This window comes from Micromonospora sp. NPDC048907 (assembly GCF_055586885.1).
The window spans coordinates 726,919-743,886 of record NZ_JBVJHI010000004.1 but is presented as its reverse complement, the minus strand read 5'-3'; the positions used below and the strand labels follow the sequence as shown (position 1 = coordinate 743,886).

Annotated in this window: 19 protein-coding genes; 6 read left to right on the top strand and 13 right to left on the bottom strand. The window is 74.1% G+C overall.

The annotated features are described in order from the left end of the window. Window positions 1–64 precede the first annotated feature (64 nt). Entirely contained in the window at window positions 65–1,132 is a 1,068-nt protein-coding gene (locus ACZ6PY_RS17435; RefSeq protein ID WP_466073300.1) for a hypothetical protein, read from the top strand. 41 nt (window positions 1,133–1,173) lie between these two features. Continuing rightward, complete coding sequence (locus ACZ6PY_RS17430) at window positions 1,174–1,722, top strand: RNA 2'-phosphotransferase (RefSeq protein WP_466073298.1); 549 nt, start codon at window positions 1,174–1,176, stop codon at window positions 1,720–1,722. A 75-nt stretch (window positions 1,723–1,797) separates the two neighbouring features. Here the strand turns inward: ACZ6PY_RS17430 and ACZ6PY_RS17425 are convergent, their stop codons facing one another. The 4 genes from ACZ6PY_RS17425 to ACZ6PY_RS17410 form a co-directional block, all read right to left on the bottom strand. Beyond that, window positions 1,798–3,069 carry a sulfite oxidase gene (locus tag ACZ6PY_RS17425; RefSeq protein WP_466073297.1) on the bottom strand — a complete coding sequence of 424 codons (1,272 nt, stop codon included), beginning with the start codon at window positions 3,067–3,069 and terminating at the stop codon, window positions 1,798–1,800. A gap of 80 nt (window positions 3,070–3,149) precedes the next feature. Then, complete coding sequence (locus tag ACZ6PY_RS17420) at window positions 3,150–3,875, bottom strand: ABC transporter ATP-binding protein (protein WP_466073296.1); 726 nt, start codon at window positions 3,873–3,875, stop codon at window positions 3,150–3,152. Continuing rightward, on the bottom strand, window positions 3,848–4,684 hold the full coding sequence (locus ACZ6PY_RS17415; RefSeq protein WP_466073295.1) for an ABC transporter permease: 837 nt from the start codon (window positions 4,682–4,684) through the stop codon (window positions 3,848–3,850). The genes ACZ6PY_RS17420 and ACZ6PY_RS17415 overlap by 28 nt, the downstream gene beginning before the upstream one ends. Then, window positions 4,681–5,664 (bottom strand): aliphatic sulfonate ABC transporter substrate-binding protein, encoded by a 984-nt coding sequence (locus tag ACZ6PY_RS17410; protein WP_466073293.1) that lies wholly within the window; start codon window positions 5,662–5,664, stop codon window positions 4,681–4,683. The genes ACZ6PY_RS17415 and ACZ6PY_RS17410 overlap by 4 nt, the downstream gene beginning before the upstream one ends. A 118-nt stretch (window positions 5,665–5,782) precedes the next feature. Here ACZ6PY_RS17410 and ACZ6PY_RS17405 point away from each other — a divergent pair, with 118 nt between their 5' ends. Further along, window positions 5,783–6,955, top strand: coding sequence for an LLM class flavin-dependent oxidoreductase (locus tag ACZ6PY_RS17405; RefSeq protein ID WP_466073291.1), 1,173 nt, complete (start codon window positions 5,783–5,785; stop codon window positions 6,953–6,955). Between the two features lie 64 nt (window positions 6,956–7,019). Here the strand turns inward: ACZ6PY_RS17405 and ACZ6PY_RS17400 are convergent, their stop codons facing one another. From ACZ6PY_RS17400 to ACZ6PY_RS17360, 9 genes are all read right to left on the bottom strand, one after another. Further along, entirely contained in the window at window positions 7,020–7,535 is a 516-nt protein-coding gene (locus ACZ6PY_RS17400) for an NUDIX domain-containing protein (protein ID WP_466073289.1), read from the bottom strand. A 40-nt stretch (window positions 7,536–7,575) separates the two neighbouring features. Further along, a complete protein-coding gene (locus tag ACZ6PY_RS17395) occupies window positions 7,576–8,172 on the bottom strand; it encodes an NADAR family protein (RefSeq protein WP_466073287.1) in 597 nt (198 codons plus the stop codon). 268 nt (window positions 8,173–8,440) lie between these two features. Then, window positions 8,441–9,082, bottom strand: a complete 642-nt coding sequence (locus ACZ6PY_RS17390; protein ID WP_466073285.1) for an SRPBCC family protein — start codon at window positions 9,080–9,082, stop codon at window positions 8,441–8,443. Next, entirely contained in the window at window positions 9,079–9,441 is a 363-nt protein-coding gene (locus ACZ6PY_RS17385) for an ArsR/SmtB family transcription factor (protein WP_466073283.1), read from the bottom strand. Before ACZ6PY_RS17385 ends, ACZ6PY_RS17390 begins: the two co-directional genes overlap by 4 nt. Window positions 9,442–9,651: 210 nt before the next feature. After that, a complete protein-coding gene (locus ACZ6PY_RS17380) occupies window positions 9,652–10,326 on the bottom strand; it encodes a peptidoglycan recognition protein family protein (RefSeq protein WP_466073281.1) in 675 nt (224 codons plus the stop codon). A gap of 98 nt (window positions 10,327–10,424) precedes the next feature. Next, entirely contained in the window at window positions 10,425–11,171 is a 747-nt protein-coding gene (locus tag ACZ6PY_RS17375) for a lysozyme (protein WP_466073280.1), read from the bottom strand. Window positions 11,172–11,434: 263 nt separating this feature from the next. Beyond that, a complete protein-coding gene (locus ACZ6PY_RS17370) occupies window positions 11,435–12,463 on the bottom strand; it encodes an aldo/keto reductase (protein WP_466073278.1) in 1,029 nt (342 codons plus the stop codon). A gap of 137 nt (window positions 12,464–12,600) precedes the next feature. Continuing rightward, the gene (locus ACZ6PY_RS17365; protein WP_466073276.1) at window positions 12,601–13,050 is read right to left on the bottom strand and encodes a nitroreductase/quinone reductase family protein; all 450 of its coding nucleotides are present in this window, start codon (window positions 13,048–13,050) and stop codon (window positions 12,601–12,603) included. A gap of 260 nt (window positions 13,051–13,310) precedes the next feature. After that, window positions 13,311–14,222, bottom strand: a complete 912-nt coding sequence (locus ACZ6PY_RS17360) for an AraC family transcriptional regulator (protein WP_466073274.1) — start codon at window positions 14,220–14,222, stop codon at window positions 13,311–13,313. A 209-nt stretch (window positions 14,223–14,431) separates the two neighbouring features. Here ACZ6PY_RS17360 and ACZ6PY_RS17355 point away from each other — a divergent pair, with 209 nt between their 5' ends. From ACZ6PY_RS17355 to ACZ6PY_RS17345, 3 genes are read left to right on the top strand one after another with little or no spacing between them, the layout of a single operon-like run. Continuing rightward, window positions 14,432–14,782, top strand: a complete 351-nt coding sequence (locus ACZ6PY_RS17355) for a YciI family protein (RefSeq protein ID WP_466073272.1) — start codon at window positions 14,432–14,434, stop codon at window positions 14,780–14,782. After that, the gene (locus tag ACZ6PY_RS17350; protein WP_466073271.1) at window positions 14,779–15,999 is read left to right on the top strand and encodes an RNA polymerase sigma factor; all 1,221 of its coding nucleotides are present in this window, start codon (window positions 14,779–14,781) and stop codon (window positions 15,997–15,999) included. The genes ACZ6PY_RS17355 and ACZ6PY_RS17350 overlap by 4 nt, the downstream gene beginning before the upstream one ends. Beyond that, the gene (locus ACZ6PY_RS17345; protein ID WP_466073269.1) at window positions 15,996–16,832 is read left to right on the top strand and encodes an SMP-30/gluconolactonase/LRE family protein; all 837 of its coding nucleotides are present in this window, start codon (window positions 15,996–15,998) and stop codon (window positions 16,830–16,832) included. The genes ACZ6PY_RS17350 and ACZ6PY_RS17345 overlap by 4 nt, the downstream gene beginning before the upstream one ends. Window positions 16,833–16,968: the final 136 nt, after the last annotated feature.

The window sequence follows — 16,968 nt, the reverse complement described above, 5'->3', positions numbered from 1 at the left end:
CGGCGGTGGCCGGTGGGCCGGTGCGGCGTTGCCGCCGCCGCCGTCCTCGGGCAGGATGCGCGGAATGGCCCGCCCGTCCGTCCGCCACGCCACCGCCGTCGCGGCCGTGCTCGCCCTGCTCGCCGCCGGCTGCGCCGAACCGGCAGACCCGCCGGCCGCCGCGCCGACGCCCGCCGGCGGGGGCGCCGCGACGCCGGCCCCGCCGGCCGCCCCGTCACCCGTCCCGGCGGCCCGCGCCGGGCTCGGCGGCCGGCCGAGCCCGAGCGTCCGGCCGTGCGGGGTCTTCCCGGCGGACAACGTCTGGCACGCGGACGTCTCCCGGCTGCCCGTGCACCCGCGCTCGGCCGCGATGGTCGGCGCGATCGGCGGCGGCGCCACGGTGCACGCCGACTTCGGCTCCGGCCGCTGGGAGGGCGCGCCGATCGGCATCCCGGTCACCGTCGTCCCCGCCGGCCAGCGGCGTGTTCCGGTCAGCTTCGCGTACGCCGGTGAGAGCGACCCGGGGCCGTACCCGGTCCCGCCGGACGCGGCGGTCGAGGGTGGACCTTCAGGCACCGGCGACCGGCACGTGATCGTCTGGGACCGGGCGGCGTGCCGGGCGTACGAGCTGTTCGACGCGCACCGGTCCGGCGCCGGCTGGCGGGCCGGCTCGGGAGCCGTCTTCGACCTGCGGTCGAACAGGCTGCGCCGGGCCGGCTGGACCTCCGCCGACGCGGCCGGACTGTCCATCCTGGCCGGGCTGGTCCGCTACGACGAGGTGGCCGCCGGCCGCATCGACCACGCGCTGCGGGTGACCGTGCCGCGCACCCGCACCGGCTGGACCTGGCCGGCCACCCACTCCGCCTCGTCGGCGACCGACCCGGCGCTGCCGCAGCTCGGCCAGCGGCTGCGCCTCAAGCGTTCGGTGGACCTGTCCGGGCTGCCCCGGCAGGCCCGGATCGTCGCCGAGGCGATGCAGCGTCACGGGCTGATCGTCGCCGACCACGGCTCGGCCTGGTTCGTCTCCGGCGCCCCCGACCCGCGCTGGGACAACGACGCCCTGCACGCCCTCGGCGGCCTGCGCGGCAGCGACTTCGAGGTGGTGGACGCCGCGGGGCTGATGGTGAGCTCGGGGTCGGGCGCCACCCGCTGATATCCCTCGCCGGTCCCGGCCGGTTGGGTCACACTGTCCGCGTGGATCATCGTGACCTGGTGCGGGTCAGCAAGCGGATGTCGCTGGCGCTGCGCCACCGCCCCGACCGGTTCCACCTGACGCTCGACGGGGCCGGCTGGGTGCCGGTCGCCGACCTGCTCGCCGCGCTGCGGATCACCCGGGCCGACCTGGACGCGGTGGTGGCCGGCAACGACAAGCAGCGCTTCGCCGTCGAGCGCGGCCCGGACGGGGTCGACCGGATCCGGGCCAGTCAGGGCCACTCCGTCCCGGTCGACCTGGGCCTGGCGCCGGCGACCCCGCCGGACCGGCTGTTCCACGGCACCAGCGAGGCGGTCCTGCCCGCGATCCGCGCCGAGGGGCTGCGCCGGGGCCGCCGCCATCACGTGCACCTGTCTCCCGACGAGGAGACCGCCCGCCGGGTCGGTGCCCGCCGTAGCGACGCCGTGGTGATCCTGACGATCGACGCCGCCGCCATGTCCGCCAACGGCTACCCCTTCTACCGCAGCGCCAACGGCGTCTGGCTGACGGACACCGTCCCACCCGCCTACCTCACGTCCCCGGCCAGTTGATCATGAAGTTATGACCACCGACAGCAGCGCGTCGGGGCGACAACTTCATGATCAACGCGCTGAGGGCGGGGTGGGTCAGTGCGCCGTGACCGGGTGGTGGACGACGGCGTCGAAAAGGTAGGCGAGGGTGTTCGGGGCGGCCCGGTCGGGTTGGGTCGCGCCCGTGGTGTCGGTGGCGCGGGCGCGGAGGGTGAACCGGCCCGGCGCCGGGGGGCGCCAGCGGACCGTCCAGCGCTGCCAGGCCCCGCCCCGGTCGGCCGGCACCAGGTCGGCCGGGCGCCAGCCGTCGCCGGTGTCCACCTCGACCCGCTCGATCGGGCCGTTGCCGGACCAGGACCGGCCGTGCAGCAGCACCTCGGCGCCGACCGGTACGCGGGCGTCCCAGGCCAGCTCGAACGCGCTCTTCACCGGCTGCGCGCCCAGCACCGTGCCCCCGGCCGGGTGCCCCGGGCCGAACATCCGGTAGAACCGGGTGTTCCACGGGGAGAACAGGGGAGTGGTGGAGACCTCGACGGGACCCACCCACTTGATCGAGGCGATGCCGATCCAGCCGGGCACGACGAGGCGGACCGGGAAACCGTGGTCGGGCGGGAGCGGCTCGCCGTTCATCTCGTACGCCAGCAGCACGTCGTCGAGGGCCTTGGCGATCGGCAGCGGGCGGCGTACGCGGCCCAGGTTGATCCCGCCGGTCACGTAGTCCGGGTCCAGCCCCTCGGGCATCACGTCGACCGCGTCGTCCCGCAGGCCGGCCAGGCGCAGCACGGTGCCGAGCCGGACGCCGCGCCAGCGGGCCACCCCGACCCCGCCCAGCCCCCAGGCCACCCCGGGGGCCGGCTCGCCCTGCTGCTCGGCGAAGTAGCGCCGCCCGTTGCCGGCGCACTCCAGGAGCGCGTCGCTCTCCTCGGCGGGCAGCCGGCGCAGCTCGTCGAGGCTGAACTCGACCGGGGCGTCCCGGGTGGGCGCGTCCCGCAGCCCGGTGCCGAACAGGCGCAGCCGCCAGGTGTCGGCGTCCAGCCGGGGCGTCTCGGTGTGGTTGCGGACGAAGAACCGGTCGTTCGACACCACATACCCCTGCCCGGCGAGCGCCGTCCAGCGCATCTCGGCGTTGGTGTCCAGCGGGCGCAGCAGCTCCGGCGGCAGCGGCTTGGCGATCGGCGTACCGGGGTCGACGCCGACCGGCGCGGACGCCATGGCGACCGGCTCCCGCTCGGCCGCGGCGGCGGTCAGGGCGGCCATGGCCGCCCCCAGCTCCAGCAGCCGGTCGCGGTCGACGCCCGCGCCGCGGGCCTCCCCGGCGAGCCACTGCCGGCTCCGGCGGGTGTCGTGGTCGGCTTCGGCGTGGGACACGGGTGACCTCCGGAGGCTCGGCGACGCTGCCATTCCTATTCAATCAGTGGGACTTTTCGTCGATACCTCGCAGGTCGGGGTCAGGTGGCGGGCACGCCGAGGCGGTCGAGCAGCCGCCGCCGCAGCGCACCGAGGGCGGGGTCGTCGGGGCGGGGCGCGGGGCCGAGGCCGACGCGGATCTCCTCGGCGATGACGCCCCCGTCGAGGAGCAGGACGCGGTCGGCGAGCAGCAGGGCCTCCTCCACGTCGTGGGTGACCAGCAGCGCGGCGAAGCCGTGCTCGGCGCGCAGCCGGCGCAGCAGGCCCTGCATGCGCAGCCGGGTCAGCGCGTCCAGCGCGCCGAACGGCTCGTCGAGCAGGAGCAGGTCGGGTTCGCGGACCAGGGCCCGGGCGACCGCGACCCGCTGTGCCTGCCCGCCGGAGAGCTCGGCCGGCCAGGCCCGGCCCCGGTCGGCCAGGCCGACCTCGGCCAGCGCGCGGCCGACCCGGGCCGCGGCGTCCGGCCCGGTGAGCCCGAGGGCGACGTTGTCGGCCACCCGCTTCCAGGGCAGCAGCCGGTGCTCCTGGAACACCACGGCCGCGGTGCCGTGCAGGACGTGCCGGCCGGTCGCCTCGTCGTCCAGGCCGGCGAGGATGCGCAGCAGGGTGCTCTTGCCGGAGCCGCTGCTCCCGAGCAGCGCCACCGTCTCCCCGGCGGCGACGGCCAGGTCGACGCCGGCCAGCACCACCGTGGGACCGAACGCGCGGCCCACCGCGTGGGCGGTGAGCACCGGCCGGGTCAGGTCGCCCGCAGGCCGCGCCGCCATGTGAGCGTCCTCCTCTCCGCGTACCGGAGGGCGAGGTCGGAGAGCAGGCCCAGCAGGGCGTAGATGACCAGGCCGAGCACCACCACGTCGGTCTGGCTGAACTCGCGGGCCTCCATCATGAGGAAGCCGACGCCGGTCTGGGCGTTGACCTGCTCGCCGACGACCAGGCTGAGCCAGGCCGCCCCGATGGCCAGCCGCAGCCCGAGGAACAGAGCGGGCAGCGCGCCGGGGAGGACCACGTGCCGCAGCCGGGCCGCCGGGCCGAGCCCGCAGGTGCGCGCCGCCTCCACGAGCCGTTCGTCGATGTCCCGGATGCCGGCGTACGTGTTGAAGTAGATCGGGAAGAACGCGCCGAGCGCGACCAGGGTGATCTTCAGCGACTCGCCGATACCCACCCAGATGATCAGCAGGGGAACGAGGCCCAGGTGGGGCAGCATGCGGGCCATCTGCACGGGCGGGTCGACCAGGTCGTCGCCGAGGCGGAGCAGCCCGGCGGCCGCCCCGAGGACCAGGGCCAGGCCGCCGCCGATGAGCAGGCCGAGCGCGGCGCGGGTGAGCGAGTCGACCAGGTGGACGGCCAGGGTGCCGTCCCGGGCCAGGCGCCAGCCGGTGGCGAGGACGGCGCTCGGGGCGGGGAGCTTCTCCGGGGCGAGCACGCCGGCCCGGGCGGCGGCCTCCCAGCCGAGCACCAGCACGAGCGGGCTGAGGACGCGGCGCCACCGCCGGGCCGTGCCGCCCCGCGGCCGGGTCGGCGCCGGCCCGGCCGGTACGACGGGGGCCGGCGCCTCGGCGAGCGCCGGGCTGGTCATCCGAGCGCCTCGTTGAACCGCCCGTCCACCCGTCCGGCGATGTCCACCGGGCCGGGCACCAGCTCCAGCTCGACGAAGCTGTCCGCGATGGCCTGGAGTTCGGCGCCGATCTCGGGGGTGACCGGGGCGAGCGGCCGGGCGCTGCGGGCCAGCGCGCGGCTGGTCACGTCGAGCGGGATCTTCAGCTCGGGAGCGAGGGTCGCGGCGCGCTCCGTCGGGTGGGCGATGCCCCAGTCGGTCACCTGCCGGTACGTGCTCAGGAAGGCGCGGACGTCGTCGGTCCGGTTCTTCACCGCCTCCGGCGCGGCCAGCACGTACTCCCGGTTGCCGGCCAGGCCGGTGGCGTCGGCGAGCACCCGCACGCCGGGCTGCTCGGCCAGCGCGAAGTACGGGTCCCAGATGATCCAGGCGTCGACCTGTCCGTTGTCGAACGCGGGCCGTCCCTCGGCGGGCTTCAGATACCTGACGTTGACGTCCTTGAGCGTCATCCTGTTCGCCTCCAGCAGCTTCACCAGCAGCCAGTGCACGTTGGAGCCCTTGTTCAGCGCCACGGTCTTCCCCCGCAGGTCGGCGAAGCTGTGGTAAGGGCTTCCGGCCTTGACCAGCACCGCCTCGCCCTGCGGGATCGGGGCCGACGTGCCGATGACGGCGAACGGGATCTTCCCGGCGGCGGCGAACACCGGCGGCGCCTCGCCGACCTGGCCAATGTCGATCGAGCCGGCCTTGAGCGCCTCGGTCAACGCGGGGCCGCTCTCGAACAGCGACCAGGTCACGTTCGGCGCGGCGGCCCGGGCCTTGACCAGGCTGAGGCCGCCGAACCGCTGGTAGCCGATCCGTAGCTTGCCGGTGCCGCCGTCGTCGGCGTCGGCCGCGTCGCCGCCGCAGGCCGCCAGGGCCGTGGTGGCCAGCAGCGCCAGGGTGGTGAGCAGCGCGGTCACGGTGCGGCGCCGCCGGGGGCGGGTTCTCGACGGGGTACGCATGGCAGCTCCTCGGGGAAGGGGATGTCCCGGCCGTCGGCGGACGCGAGCAACCTACCAACCCGATAGGATTTATGGGTAGGGTGTGGACGCCGTCGTCCCACCCCTCAGGAGGTTTCCCATGCCGCTCACCTTCCACTGGTTCCTGCCGACCTACGGCGACAGCCGGGACATCGTGGGCGGCGGGCACGGCGTACCGGTCGGCACCGCCGGCGGCGCGCGGCCCGCGAGCGTCGCCTACCTCGGGCAGATCGCCCGCAGCGCCGAGCAGCTCGGCTTCGCCGGCGCGCTCACCCCGACCGGCGCGTGGTGCGAGGACGCCTGGCTGAGCACCGCCATGCTGACCGAGGTGACCGAGCGGCTGAAGTTCCTCGTCGCGTTCCGCCCCGGGCTGCTCTCGCCCACCCTGGCCGCCCAGATGGCCTCGACGTTCCAGCGGCTCTCCGGCGGCCGGCTGCTGCTCAACGTGGTCACCGGCGGCGAGTCCACCGAGCAGCGGGCGTACGGCGACTTCCTCGACAAGGACGCCCGCTACGCGCGCACCGACGAGTTCCTGCACGTGGTCCGCGCGCTGTGGCGCGGCGAGACGGTGGACCACGCGGGGGAGCACCTGCGGGTCGAGGGCGCCCGGCTGAGCCGGCTGCCCGACCCGCTGCCGCAGGTCTACTTCGGCGGGTCGTCCGCCGCCGCCGGCCCGGTGGCCGTCCGGCACAGCGACGTCTACCTGACCTGGGGCGAGCCGCCGGCGCAGGTGGCCGGCAAGCTCGACTGGATCCGGGGGCTGGCCGCCGAGGCGGGCCGGGAGCTGCGGTTCGGCATCCGGCTGCACGTCATCACCCGGGACACCGCCGACGAGGCGTGGGCGCAGGCGCGCCGGCTGCTCGACGGCATCGCCGAGGCCGACATCCGGGCCGTCCAGGAGGGGCTGCGGCGCAGCGAGTCGGAGGGGCAGCGGCGGATGCTGGACCTGCACGGCGGCTCGCGCGACGGCCTGGAGGTCGCACCGAACCTGTGGGCCGGGGTGGGCCTCGTCCGCGGCGGCGCCGGCACCGCGCTGGTCGGCAGCCACACCGAGGTCGCCGACCGGATCGCCGAGTACCACGCGCTCGGCATCGACGAGTTCATCCTCTCCGGTCACCCGCACCTGGAGGAGGCGTACTGGTTCGGCGAGGGCGTGCTGCCGATCCTCCGCGGGCGCGGCCTGTGGCGGCACCCGGCCGGCGCGCCGGCCGCCGACGTGCCGGCGAGCGTGCCGTTCACGCCGCAACCCGTGCCGGCCGCCGCCCGGGGCTGAGCGGGGCCGCCTCAGCGGGCGTGCCGGCCAGGGCCAGCGGGCGTGCTGGCCGGTTCAGCCGGGGTCAGCCGGCGTGCTGGCCGGCGAGGAAATCGGCAAGCACCCGGGTGTGCGTGGAGAACGCCAGCTCGACCGGCTCGGTGAGGACCAGCCACTCGGTGGCCTCCTCGGTCGGCGCCGACGGGGGCAGGTCACCGACCGGCCGCTCGGGCAGCACGCCGAAGACCATCATGGTGCCGCCGGCCGGCGCCCCGTGCACCGCGAACAGCCGCGCCTCCTCGGCCTCGGCGAGCAGGCCGGTCTCCTCCCGCAGCTCGCGGACCAGCGCCTCGGACCACTCCTCGCCGTACTCGATGAAGCCGCCCGGCAGGGCGAGCTGGCCGCGGGCCGGCTCGATGTCCCGGCGGACCACCACCACGCCGAGGCCGTCCGGGGTGCGGACCGGCAGCACGGCGACCGCGACGGGCAGCGGGTTGCGCCACACCGTCTCCCCGCAGGCCGGGCAGACGCGCGGCCACCCGGCCTCCGCCGGGTAGGCCGCGCCGCAGAACGAGCAGTGCGAGTACGCGGCGGAGGTCACGCCGCTGCACGTTACCCGCCCGGCCGCCCGGGTGCGCCCGTCACCCGCTCGCGGGCCCGCCCCGGGCCTGGCCGAGCGCTTCGGCGTCGGCGCGGAGGGCGGCGCGGGCCTCCATGAGGGCGAAGCCGAGCAGGTTGTCGCCCCGCCACCGCGCCGGGTCCGCGGCGCGCGGGTCGTCGGCCGCCAGCCCGATGCCCCAGACGCGGTCCACCGGGCTCGCCTCGACCAGCACCCGCTCGCCGGTGCCGAGCAGGAACCGGCCCAGCTGCTCGTGCTGGCCGAACTTGGCCACGCTGCCGGCCACCACGACGTCGTAGCGGCGGGCCGCCCAGACCGCCTCGTCGAAGCCGCGGACCTGCCGGCCGAGCGCCTTGGCCCGCTGCGAGTGCGTGGCGGTCAGCACCCGCTCGGCCATCCCGTCGTCGCCGAACAGGGTGGCCTTGTGCCACATCATCCAGTGCTCGGCGGTGGCGTACGTGCGGCCGTCGACCGTGAACGGCGCGGGCCACCACTGGCTCAGGCAGCCGGCGCCGACGCTGCCGTCGCGCTGCGGGCGGTGCCCCCAGAAGTGCAGGTATCTCACCCGGGCTCCGGAGTGGACGGCGGCGGTCAGCTCGGCGACGGATCGGATCGGCACGACCGCCAGTCTGCCCGAGGGCACCGACAGATCGCCGCCGCATTTTCCCGGCGCCTGAATCCGTTCGCGGCGCGACGTCGCCGACCGCTACCCGGTCCGCCAGGTCGGTGGCCGGGAGATCCGGGAACTCTGGATCCCCGCCGAGGACGTGCCGCTGCTCAACGCGAACCTCGTCGGGCGCATCGAGGTCGTGCACGAGTTCCATCCCGCCTGATCCCCTGATCGTGCCCGTGCCGGATCGGCCGGCACGGGCACGATCGATGCACGATCAGGCGGCCGGGGTGCCCGTGTAGGCGGCGGTGGTCCGGTCGCCGGCGGCGCGGGCCTCGTCGGCCGGGGTGCCGGCGGCGATGCTCGCCTCGGTCCAGCGGGCGCTGGCCTCGGTCGTGAAACGGCGGCCCTCGTCCGAGCCCATCCAGGCGACGGCCTCCTCCGGGGTGATCCCCGAGCCGTCGGCCGCGAGGTGGGAGGCCAGCCCGAGCAGCGCCCCGTCCCAGCCGACGCCGACCGCGCCGGGCCCGAACTGGGCCCACCGCTCGTCGTCCACGTGCGCCACGTGCTCCAGCTCGAACCGGGTACGCCCGGCGCCGGCCTCGGTGAGCCGCACCTCGATCCAGCTCACCTCCCCGCCGAACTCCCAGGTCGCGGCGAAGCTGTGCGGCGGGTCGCAGCGCTCGACCGTGCCCCCGGCGTTGCCCTCCAGCTGGTAGCGCCCGCCGAGCTTCAGCTCGCCGGAGACCGGCAGGAACCAGCGGGGGATCCGCTCGGCGCTGGTGCAGGCGTCCCAGACGTCCTCCACCGGCGCGTCGTACGTCTGGCTGATGGTCAGCACCCGGGCCTCGCCGGCGGGGAGCGTGCGGCTGCCCAGCCGGCGCTCCACGTCGCTGATCTGCCCCATTACGTCGATCATGATGTGGTCCTCTCGTCGGAGTCGCTTGCGCGCAGCCGCCGTTCGCGCCGGCCCCGGGCCAGTTCGGTGGCGAGCGCCGCCAGCGGCGGCGTCCAGAACCGGCGGAAGCCCGCCAGCCACTCGTCCATCTCGCGCAGCGGGCGTGGGTCCACCGCGTAGAGGCGGCGGGTGCCCTGGGCGCGCACGGTCGCGAAGCCGTGCTCCCGCAGCACCTTGAGGTGCTGCGACACGGCCGGCTGGCTGATGCCGAACTCCCGCTGGACGGTGGCGCCGAGCGCGCCGGCCGGCTGCTCGCCCTCGGCGAGCAGCTCCAGGATCCGGCGTCGGACCGGATCCCCGAGGACGTCGAAGGCGTGCACGACCCCTTTCTATCAGACCGGGCTTATATAAGCGAGCGCTGTAACAGCGACGTCGCCCGATCGGCGACGGCCGACGGGCGAGGGGAGCGCCGTGATCTTGGACAGTTTCCGTCCGAGAGGAACGCCACGTGTCCAAGATCCGAGGCGAGCGTCGAGCGGCGAGCGGCGAGCGGAGGGGCGGGACGCCGCTCGGGCGTCCCGCCCCTCCGGTCAGGCGCCGAGGCGGGCGGCGACGGTGCTGCGCAGCTCCGGGAGCCGGTCGTGCAGCAGGCCGGGGCACTGGGTGCTGTTGAAGTCCTTGTGCCCGTAGATCTCGGTCGGCGGGATGCCGTACTGCTGGCAGGTGAAGGCGCAGAACCACACCAGGCTGTTCCAGAGCGCCTGCGGGGGCTGCACATCGAGGTAGATGCCGTCGTTCTCGATGCCGATGGCCTGGCTGTTCTGGCCGACGCAGTGCGCGCCCTGCACCATGGTCTGCCCGTGCAGCAGCCCGTACAGGCTGCCGTGCCGGCCCTCGGTGAGGTAGCCGCCGCGGCTGTTGGTGAAGTGCTGGCCGGAGTCGAGCCAGCCGTTGCTGTCCATGTGCAGGTTCTGAATGTCGCGCGAGTTCCGGTAGGCCTGCGCGAGGCTGTAGTCGGTGGTGTTCGGGAACGCCGTGTGGTGAATGATGATCTTGTTGGGTCGGCTCTGCACCACGCTCACCGCGGAGGACGGCGGGCGGGCGCCCCAGGTCGCACAGTTGGCGATGGTCGGCTGGTCGATCCGGGCGGCGACGGCCCGGGCCTCGTGGTCGGCGCCGAACTGGGTCAGCGCGGTGGCGCCGGCGGCGGCGCCGAGCAGGACCGCGCCGCGCAGCACGGCCCGCCGGGGAACGGGAACGGACATCGGGGCCTCCTCGTCGGGGACGGACGCCAGGTGGCGGGCGGTTCCGGTGCCGGCGCGCAGGCGCCGGCGGGACGGGACCGCCCGCCACCCCGGGCGGATCAGCAGGGTCCGTTGCAGGCCAGCACCTTGAGCCGGTCCAGGGTGCCGTTCCAGACGTTCTGGTCACCCGGGAAGACGCCCGAGGAGGACCACTGCCAGAAGGAGTACGTCCCCCAGCCGGCCGGCAGCGTGCCGACGCTGCTGGAGTACCGGGCGATCCACAGCGGGTTGTTCGCCGCGAACTGCGAGGTGTTGCCGGTGCAGGTGCTCCACCAGTCGGTGGTGGTGTAGATGGTGGCCCACCGGCCGGTGCGCGCGTAGTACTGGTTGACGAACGAGGCGATCCAGCTGCGCATCGAGGCCTGGCTCAACCCGTAGCAGGTGGCGCCGTACGGGTTGTACTCGATGTCGAGCGCGCCGGGCAGCGTCTTGCCGTCCTTGGACCAGCCGCCGCCGTGGTCGACGAAGTAGTTGGCCTGGGTGGCGCCGCTCGAGTTGCCGGGCAGCGCGAAGTGGTACGAGCCACGGATCATCCCGACGTTGTAGGAGCCGTTGTACTGCTGGGCGAAGTACGGGTTGATGTAGCCGGTGCCCTCGGTCGCCTTCACGTACGCGAACCGGGCGCCGTTGTTCCAGGCACCGGACCAGTTCACGTTGCCCTGGTGGCTGGAGACGTCCATGCCGGGCAGGCCGGCCGGTGCGGCGCTGGCGGGTGTCGCGCCGACGAGGGCCGAGGCGGCCAGGGTGACGGTGGCGAGCAGGGCCGTGGCGGCCGTACGCAGCGCCGATCGGAGGGGACGGTTCATCTTTCCTCCCTGGGGGTTGGGGGAGTGTGACGAAAGGAACTGTCAACATTAGGTCACAGGGTGGAGAAACTTTTCAATAGAGACATGGAAGATTTTCTTTGTCCTCTGAGAGGCCGGCGGAGGTCGGCCAGCACCGTGTCGCTGCTGTCGTACGAGGGCGGTGAGTGCGGGTCGAAGACGGACGCGGAGACCGCCGACGTGCGGACCGGGATGGTCGAGGGCCGCCCAACGTTCTTCGGGCGGCTGTCGCCGGAGCCGTCGTCTCAGGCCGCGGAACGCTCGTCGATCGGCCGGCGGCGCAGGCTCACGTCCGAGACGGCCGGCGGGGTGTAGGCCACGTCGTTGGGAGCGACGTCCGTACCGGGCGGAGCGATCTCGTCGATCCGGTCGAGGATCTCGTCGTCCAGGGTGACACCGGCGCCGGCGAGCAGGCCGTCGAGCTGTTCCATGGTGCGTGGCCCGAGGATCGCCGAGGTCACGCCCGGGTGGGCGATCGCGAACGCCATCGCGAGGTGGGTCAGCGGCAGGCCGGCCCCTTCGGCGAGCGGGATGAGCCGTTCGACCACGTCGAGCTTGCGCTCGTCCCTGAAGTGCTGCGGCATGGCGCCGGACCGATGGGTGTCGGCCTGCTGGCCCTTGCGGTACCGCCCGGTCAGCAGGCCCTGGCCCAGCGGGCTCCAGACCAGCGCGCCCATCCCGTAGCGCAGACAGATCGGCAGGACCTCGCGTTCGATGCTCCGGTTGACGATCGAGTACGGCGGCTGCTCGGTGCGGAAGCGCTCCAGGCCACGCCGCTCGGCGACCCACTGCGCCTCGACGATCTCCGAGGCCGGAAAACCCGACGCACCGACCGCTCGGACCTTGCCGCTGTGGATCAGGTCGGACAGCGCCGACAGCGTCTCCTCCACGTCGACCGCCGGGTCGGGGCGGTGGATCTGGTAGAGGTCGAGGTGGTCGGTCTGCAGTCGGCGCAGGGAGTTCTCGACCGCGGTCATGATCCAGCGTCGTGAGTTGCCCCGGTGGTTCGGGTCGTCGCCCATCGGGTAGTGCACCTTGCTGGCGAGCACGACGCCGTCGCGGCGGCCCTTGAGTGCCTTGCCGACGATCTCCTCGGATTCGCCCTGGGAGTACACATCGGCGGTGTCGATGATGTTGATCCCCGCGTCCAGCGCCCGGTGGATGATCCGGATCGAGTCGTCGTGGTCGGGGTTTCCCATGGCGCCGAACATCATGGTGCCGAGAGCGTAGGGGCTGACCTGGATTCCGGTCCGGCCCAGCGAGCGGTATTTCATGGTGTGATCTCCTGTGGAGGCGTGCGTTTGAGCGGCCGGCGCCAACGAACGGCGCGCGGCGCGAAAGAAACCGCCGCGGCGAGGCCGGGAACCCGACCAGGCGGCGGACGAGAGAATGACCGTCCCTGAGCCTCCGACTACGCGGATCGTGCCGAGGACGCCGTCCGCAGTTCCTCGTCGTCGAACACGATCTCGACCAGCGGGCTGCGCGCGAACCAGTCGTCGAACTCCTGGCGCCGGGCGACCCGCGCGGCGATCTCGGGCCGGTTCTGGAGGTCGAGGATTGCGGTGATCACTCGCCGTCGGGTCGGCTCGTCGACCGGCACCGCGGTCGCGGGCAGGTCGGCTTCGACCCCGTGCTTGAGATGCACCATGAACCGCGGGTTGGCGCGCAGGTTCGCGTACCAACTGCGGGGTCCGGGCATGCCGCTGAGGTACCAGCGGCCGTCGACGCGGTGGAACCAGATCTCGATGCGGCGCGGGATTCCGGTGCGGGCGCCCAGCGTGGTGATGTCGATGGTGCGCTCAGCCGGGGAGGAGTCCGGTCCGATGGCGAGTGCTCGCGCGACGGCGTCATCCACGGTCACGGTCTCACCGGCCGTTCGTCGTCGACGGACATTATCGCCCCGTCGTTTCCGGTCCGGCCCAGGGTGTGGTAATCCATGCTTCTCCCCCTGGAGGCGGTAATGGAGTGTCCACCGACCTTCATTCCTTGCCTCCTGTTCTGCCAGCACTAGTCCGGAATCCCGTGTCCGTTCCGGTGGTACTTCCAGCAAAACAAAGCCGCAATCCCCGTGCTAGCAGAATCGTCTTGGGTAATTGCACGATCCTCTTCGCTCCGGCGATCTCAGGGCAACGCCGGCGAGCCGGCGGCGGGGCCGGCTCCGCCACGGATGCGTGCCGCGTCGATGCTGGGCGGAACGCCGAACAGGCGCCGGTACTCCCGGCTGAACTGGGACGGATTGTCGTATCCGACGCGACTGCCCACGCCGGTGATGTCGTGGGGGTTGTTCGCCAGCAGCAGTCTCGCCGCCTGCAGGCGGAGGTGTTTCTGGTACTGGATCGGGCCCATCGCCGTCACCGCCTGGAAGTTCCGGTGGAAAGCGGACACACTCATCCCCGAGAGCTGCGCCAGCTCCTCGACGCGGAACGGCCGGGCATAGTTCTCCCGGATCCACCGCACCGCCCGGGTGATGTGGCTGAGGCTGCTGTCCACGAGGCCGAGCTGGCGGACGAGGTCACCCTGTTCGCCGGTCATCAACCGCCAGAGGATCTCGCGCTTGTACAACGGGGCCAGTGCCTTCCGGTCCCCGGGCCGGTCGAGCAGGCGCAGCAGCCGCACGACAGCGTCGAGCAACTCGTCCGGGGCGTCACTGACCGCGATCCCCGGCCGTGCGGTACCGGGGGAACCCGGCAGATCCCCCGGCCCGGCCTCCAGCAGCAGTTCGGCGACGGCGGCCGGTTCCAGGGTCATTCCGAAACCGAGTGCGGGCTCGCCCGGGCCCGCGTCGACGACGTGCCCCGTCACCGGGAGATCGACCGAGGCGACGAGGTACTGACCGACGCCGTACTCATACACCCGGTCCGCCAGCGCGAGGCGCTTGCCGCCCCGGGCGATGATCGCCAGAACGGTGCCCGACATCGAGGTCACCGGCGGAGCGCCGGGGTCGATCTTGCAGATCCGGACGCCGTCGACCGCAGTCGTCAGATCGGGACGTGCGTGCCGTTCCAGCAGGTCGCGTAGCTCGGGCAGGGACATGTCAGGAGTGGAACACAGAACTCGCGGTGGTCGCCCGGCAGGGAGAGGATCGTGCCTGCGCGACCGCGACCGCCCGGTTGCCGTGCACGGCGCGGGATACCCGGAGACGGTGGAATTCTCTCCGCCGGTGTGTCGATACCGGGGTCCGCCGTTCGTGTGGAGGGTGGAGGGGCGGCACCGGGCCGCCGCCGCGGGGTGAGGAGACGCGCGTGAAGCAGTACCTGATCAGCGTGTACCAGCCGGCCGGCGCCGGCCGGCCGGACCCGGAGTTCCTGGCCGGGGTGATGCGCGAGGTCGACGCCGTCGGCCGGGAGCTGAGGGAGGCCGGCTGCTGGGTGTTCGGCAACGGCCTGCACGCCCCGGAGACGGCCACCGTGCTGCGCGCGCAGGGCGACGAGGTGCTCGTCACCGACGGCCCGTACGTCGAGGGCAAGGAGTACCTGGGCGGGTTCACCATCATCACCGCCCCCGACCTCGACGCCGCGCTCGACTGGGGCCGCCGGTACGCCCTGGCCACCACCCTGCCGATCGAGGTGCGCCCGTTCCAGGGCGAGGGATGAGCGGCCCCAGCGACGTCGAACGGGTCTTCCGCGCCGAGTACGGCCGCGCGGTCGCCGTCCTGGTCCGCCTGCTCGGCGACATCGACCTCGCCGAGGAGGCGGTCCAGGAGGCGTTCGCCGCCGCGGTCGACAGGTGGGCCGTCGACGGCCCGCCGCCGAGCCCGGCCGGCTGGATCATCACCACCGCCCGGAACCGGGCGATCGACCGGCGGCGCCGCGAGGCGTCCCGCGCCGACCGGCACGCCGAGGCGGCCCTCCTGCACGCCCCCGAGCCGCCCGCCGAGGAGGGTCCCGTGCGCGACGACCGGCTGCGACTGATCTTCACGTGCTGCCACCCTGCGCTCGGCCCGGCGGCACGCGTGGCGCTGACCCTGCGCCTGCTCGGCGGGCTCGGCACCGCCGAGATCGCGAGGGCGTTCCTCGTGCCGGAGCCCACCATGGCGCAGCGCCTGGTCCGGGCCAAGGCGAAGATCCGGGACGCCGGCATCCCGTACCGGGTGCCCCGGGACGCCGACCTGCCCGACCGGCTGCGGGCCGTGCTGGCCGTGGTCTACCTGATCTTCACGGAGGGGCACACCGCCAGCGCGGGGGAGCGGCTGGTCCGCGGCGAGCTGTGCGACGAGGCGATCCGGCTGGGGCGGCTGCTCGCCGCGCTCATGCCGGACGAGCCGGAGGTGCTCGGGCTGCTCGCCCTCATGCTGCTCACCGACGCCCGGCGGGGCGCGCGGACCGGGCCGGACGGCACGCTCGTGCCGCTGGGCGCGCAGGACCGGAGCCGGTGGGACGGGGCGCTGATCGCCGAGGGGCAGGCCCTCGTGCGGCGCTGCCTGCGGCGGGACCGCCCCGGCCCGTACCAGATCCAGGCCGCGATCAACGCGGTGCACAGCGACGCGCCGACCGCCGCGGACACCGACTGGCGGCAGGTCCTCGCCCTCTACGACCAGCTCCGGGCGCACGCCCCCGGGCCGGTGGTGGCGCTGCACCGGGCCGTCGCGCTGGCCGAGGTGGCCGGCCCGGCCGCCGCGCTGGCCGAGGTCGACCGGCTGGACCTGGCCGGCTACCACGTGCTGCACGCCGTCCGCGCCGACCTGCTGCGCCGCCTCGACCGGCCCGCCGAGGCGGCGGCCGCGTACGACGCGGCGATCGCGCGCACCGGCAACGCCGCCGAACGGGAGTTCCTCGGCCGCTCCCGCGACCTGCTGAGGAGTCACCCGTGAGCGCACCGCAGATCCTGGTCGACGGGCTCGCCTTCGGCGAGTCGCCCCGCTGGCACGACGGGCGGCTCTGGCTGGCCGACTGGGGCGCCGGGGAGGTGCTGACCGTCGACGCGGCGGGCCGGACCGAGGTGGTCGCCCGGGTCGACGGGCTGCCGATCTGTTTCGACTGGCTGCCGGACGGCCGGCTGCTGGTGGTCGCCGGCGGCGCCGGGCGGCTGCTGCGCCGGGAGCCCGACGGCGTGCTGCGGACCCACGCCGACCTGGCCGCGCTCGTCCCGCACCCGTGGAACGAGGTGGTCACCGACGCCCGGGGCAACGCCTACGTGAACACCATCGGCTTCGACTTCCCCGCCGGGGACTACCGGCCCGGGGCGGTGGCCGTGGTCGCGCCGGACGGCGGCACCCGGCTGGTCGCCGGCGACCTGGCCTTCCCCAACGGGATGGTGCTCACCCCCGACGGGCGCACCCTGATCGTCGCCGAGTCGTACGCCGGCCGGCTCACCGCGTACGACGTGGGAGCCGACGGGACGCTCGGTGGACGGCGGGTCTGGGCGGCGGTGCCGGACTCCGCGCCGGACGGCATCTGCCTCGACGCCGCCGGTGCCGTCTGGTACGGCGACGTGCCGAACCGGTGTGCCGTGCGGGTCGCCGAGGGCGGCCGGGTGCTCGACCGGGTCGACCTGGACCGGGGCTGCTTCGCCTGCGCGCTCGGCGGCCCGGACGGGCGCACCCTCCACCTCGTCACCACACAGTGGAGCCCCGAGGCGCTCGCCGGCGGCGCGCGGACCGGCCAGGTCCGGACCCTGCGGGTGCCCGCCCCGGCCGCCGGCTGACCCGGCGCACCCCGCACGGCGGGTGCACCTCCGGTACCCGCCGGAATCGTGATCGCGTCGATATCCCCGCCGCCGCCGGGAGGCATTGACGAACCCTCGCCGAAAAGTACACTCCCGGTGTAATAAGTTTCCCGCT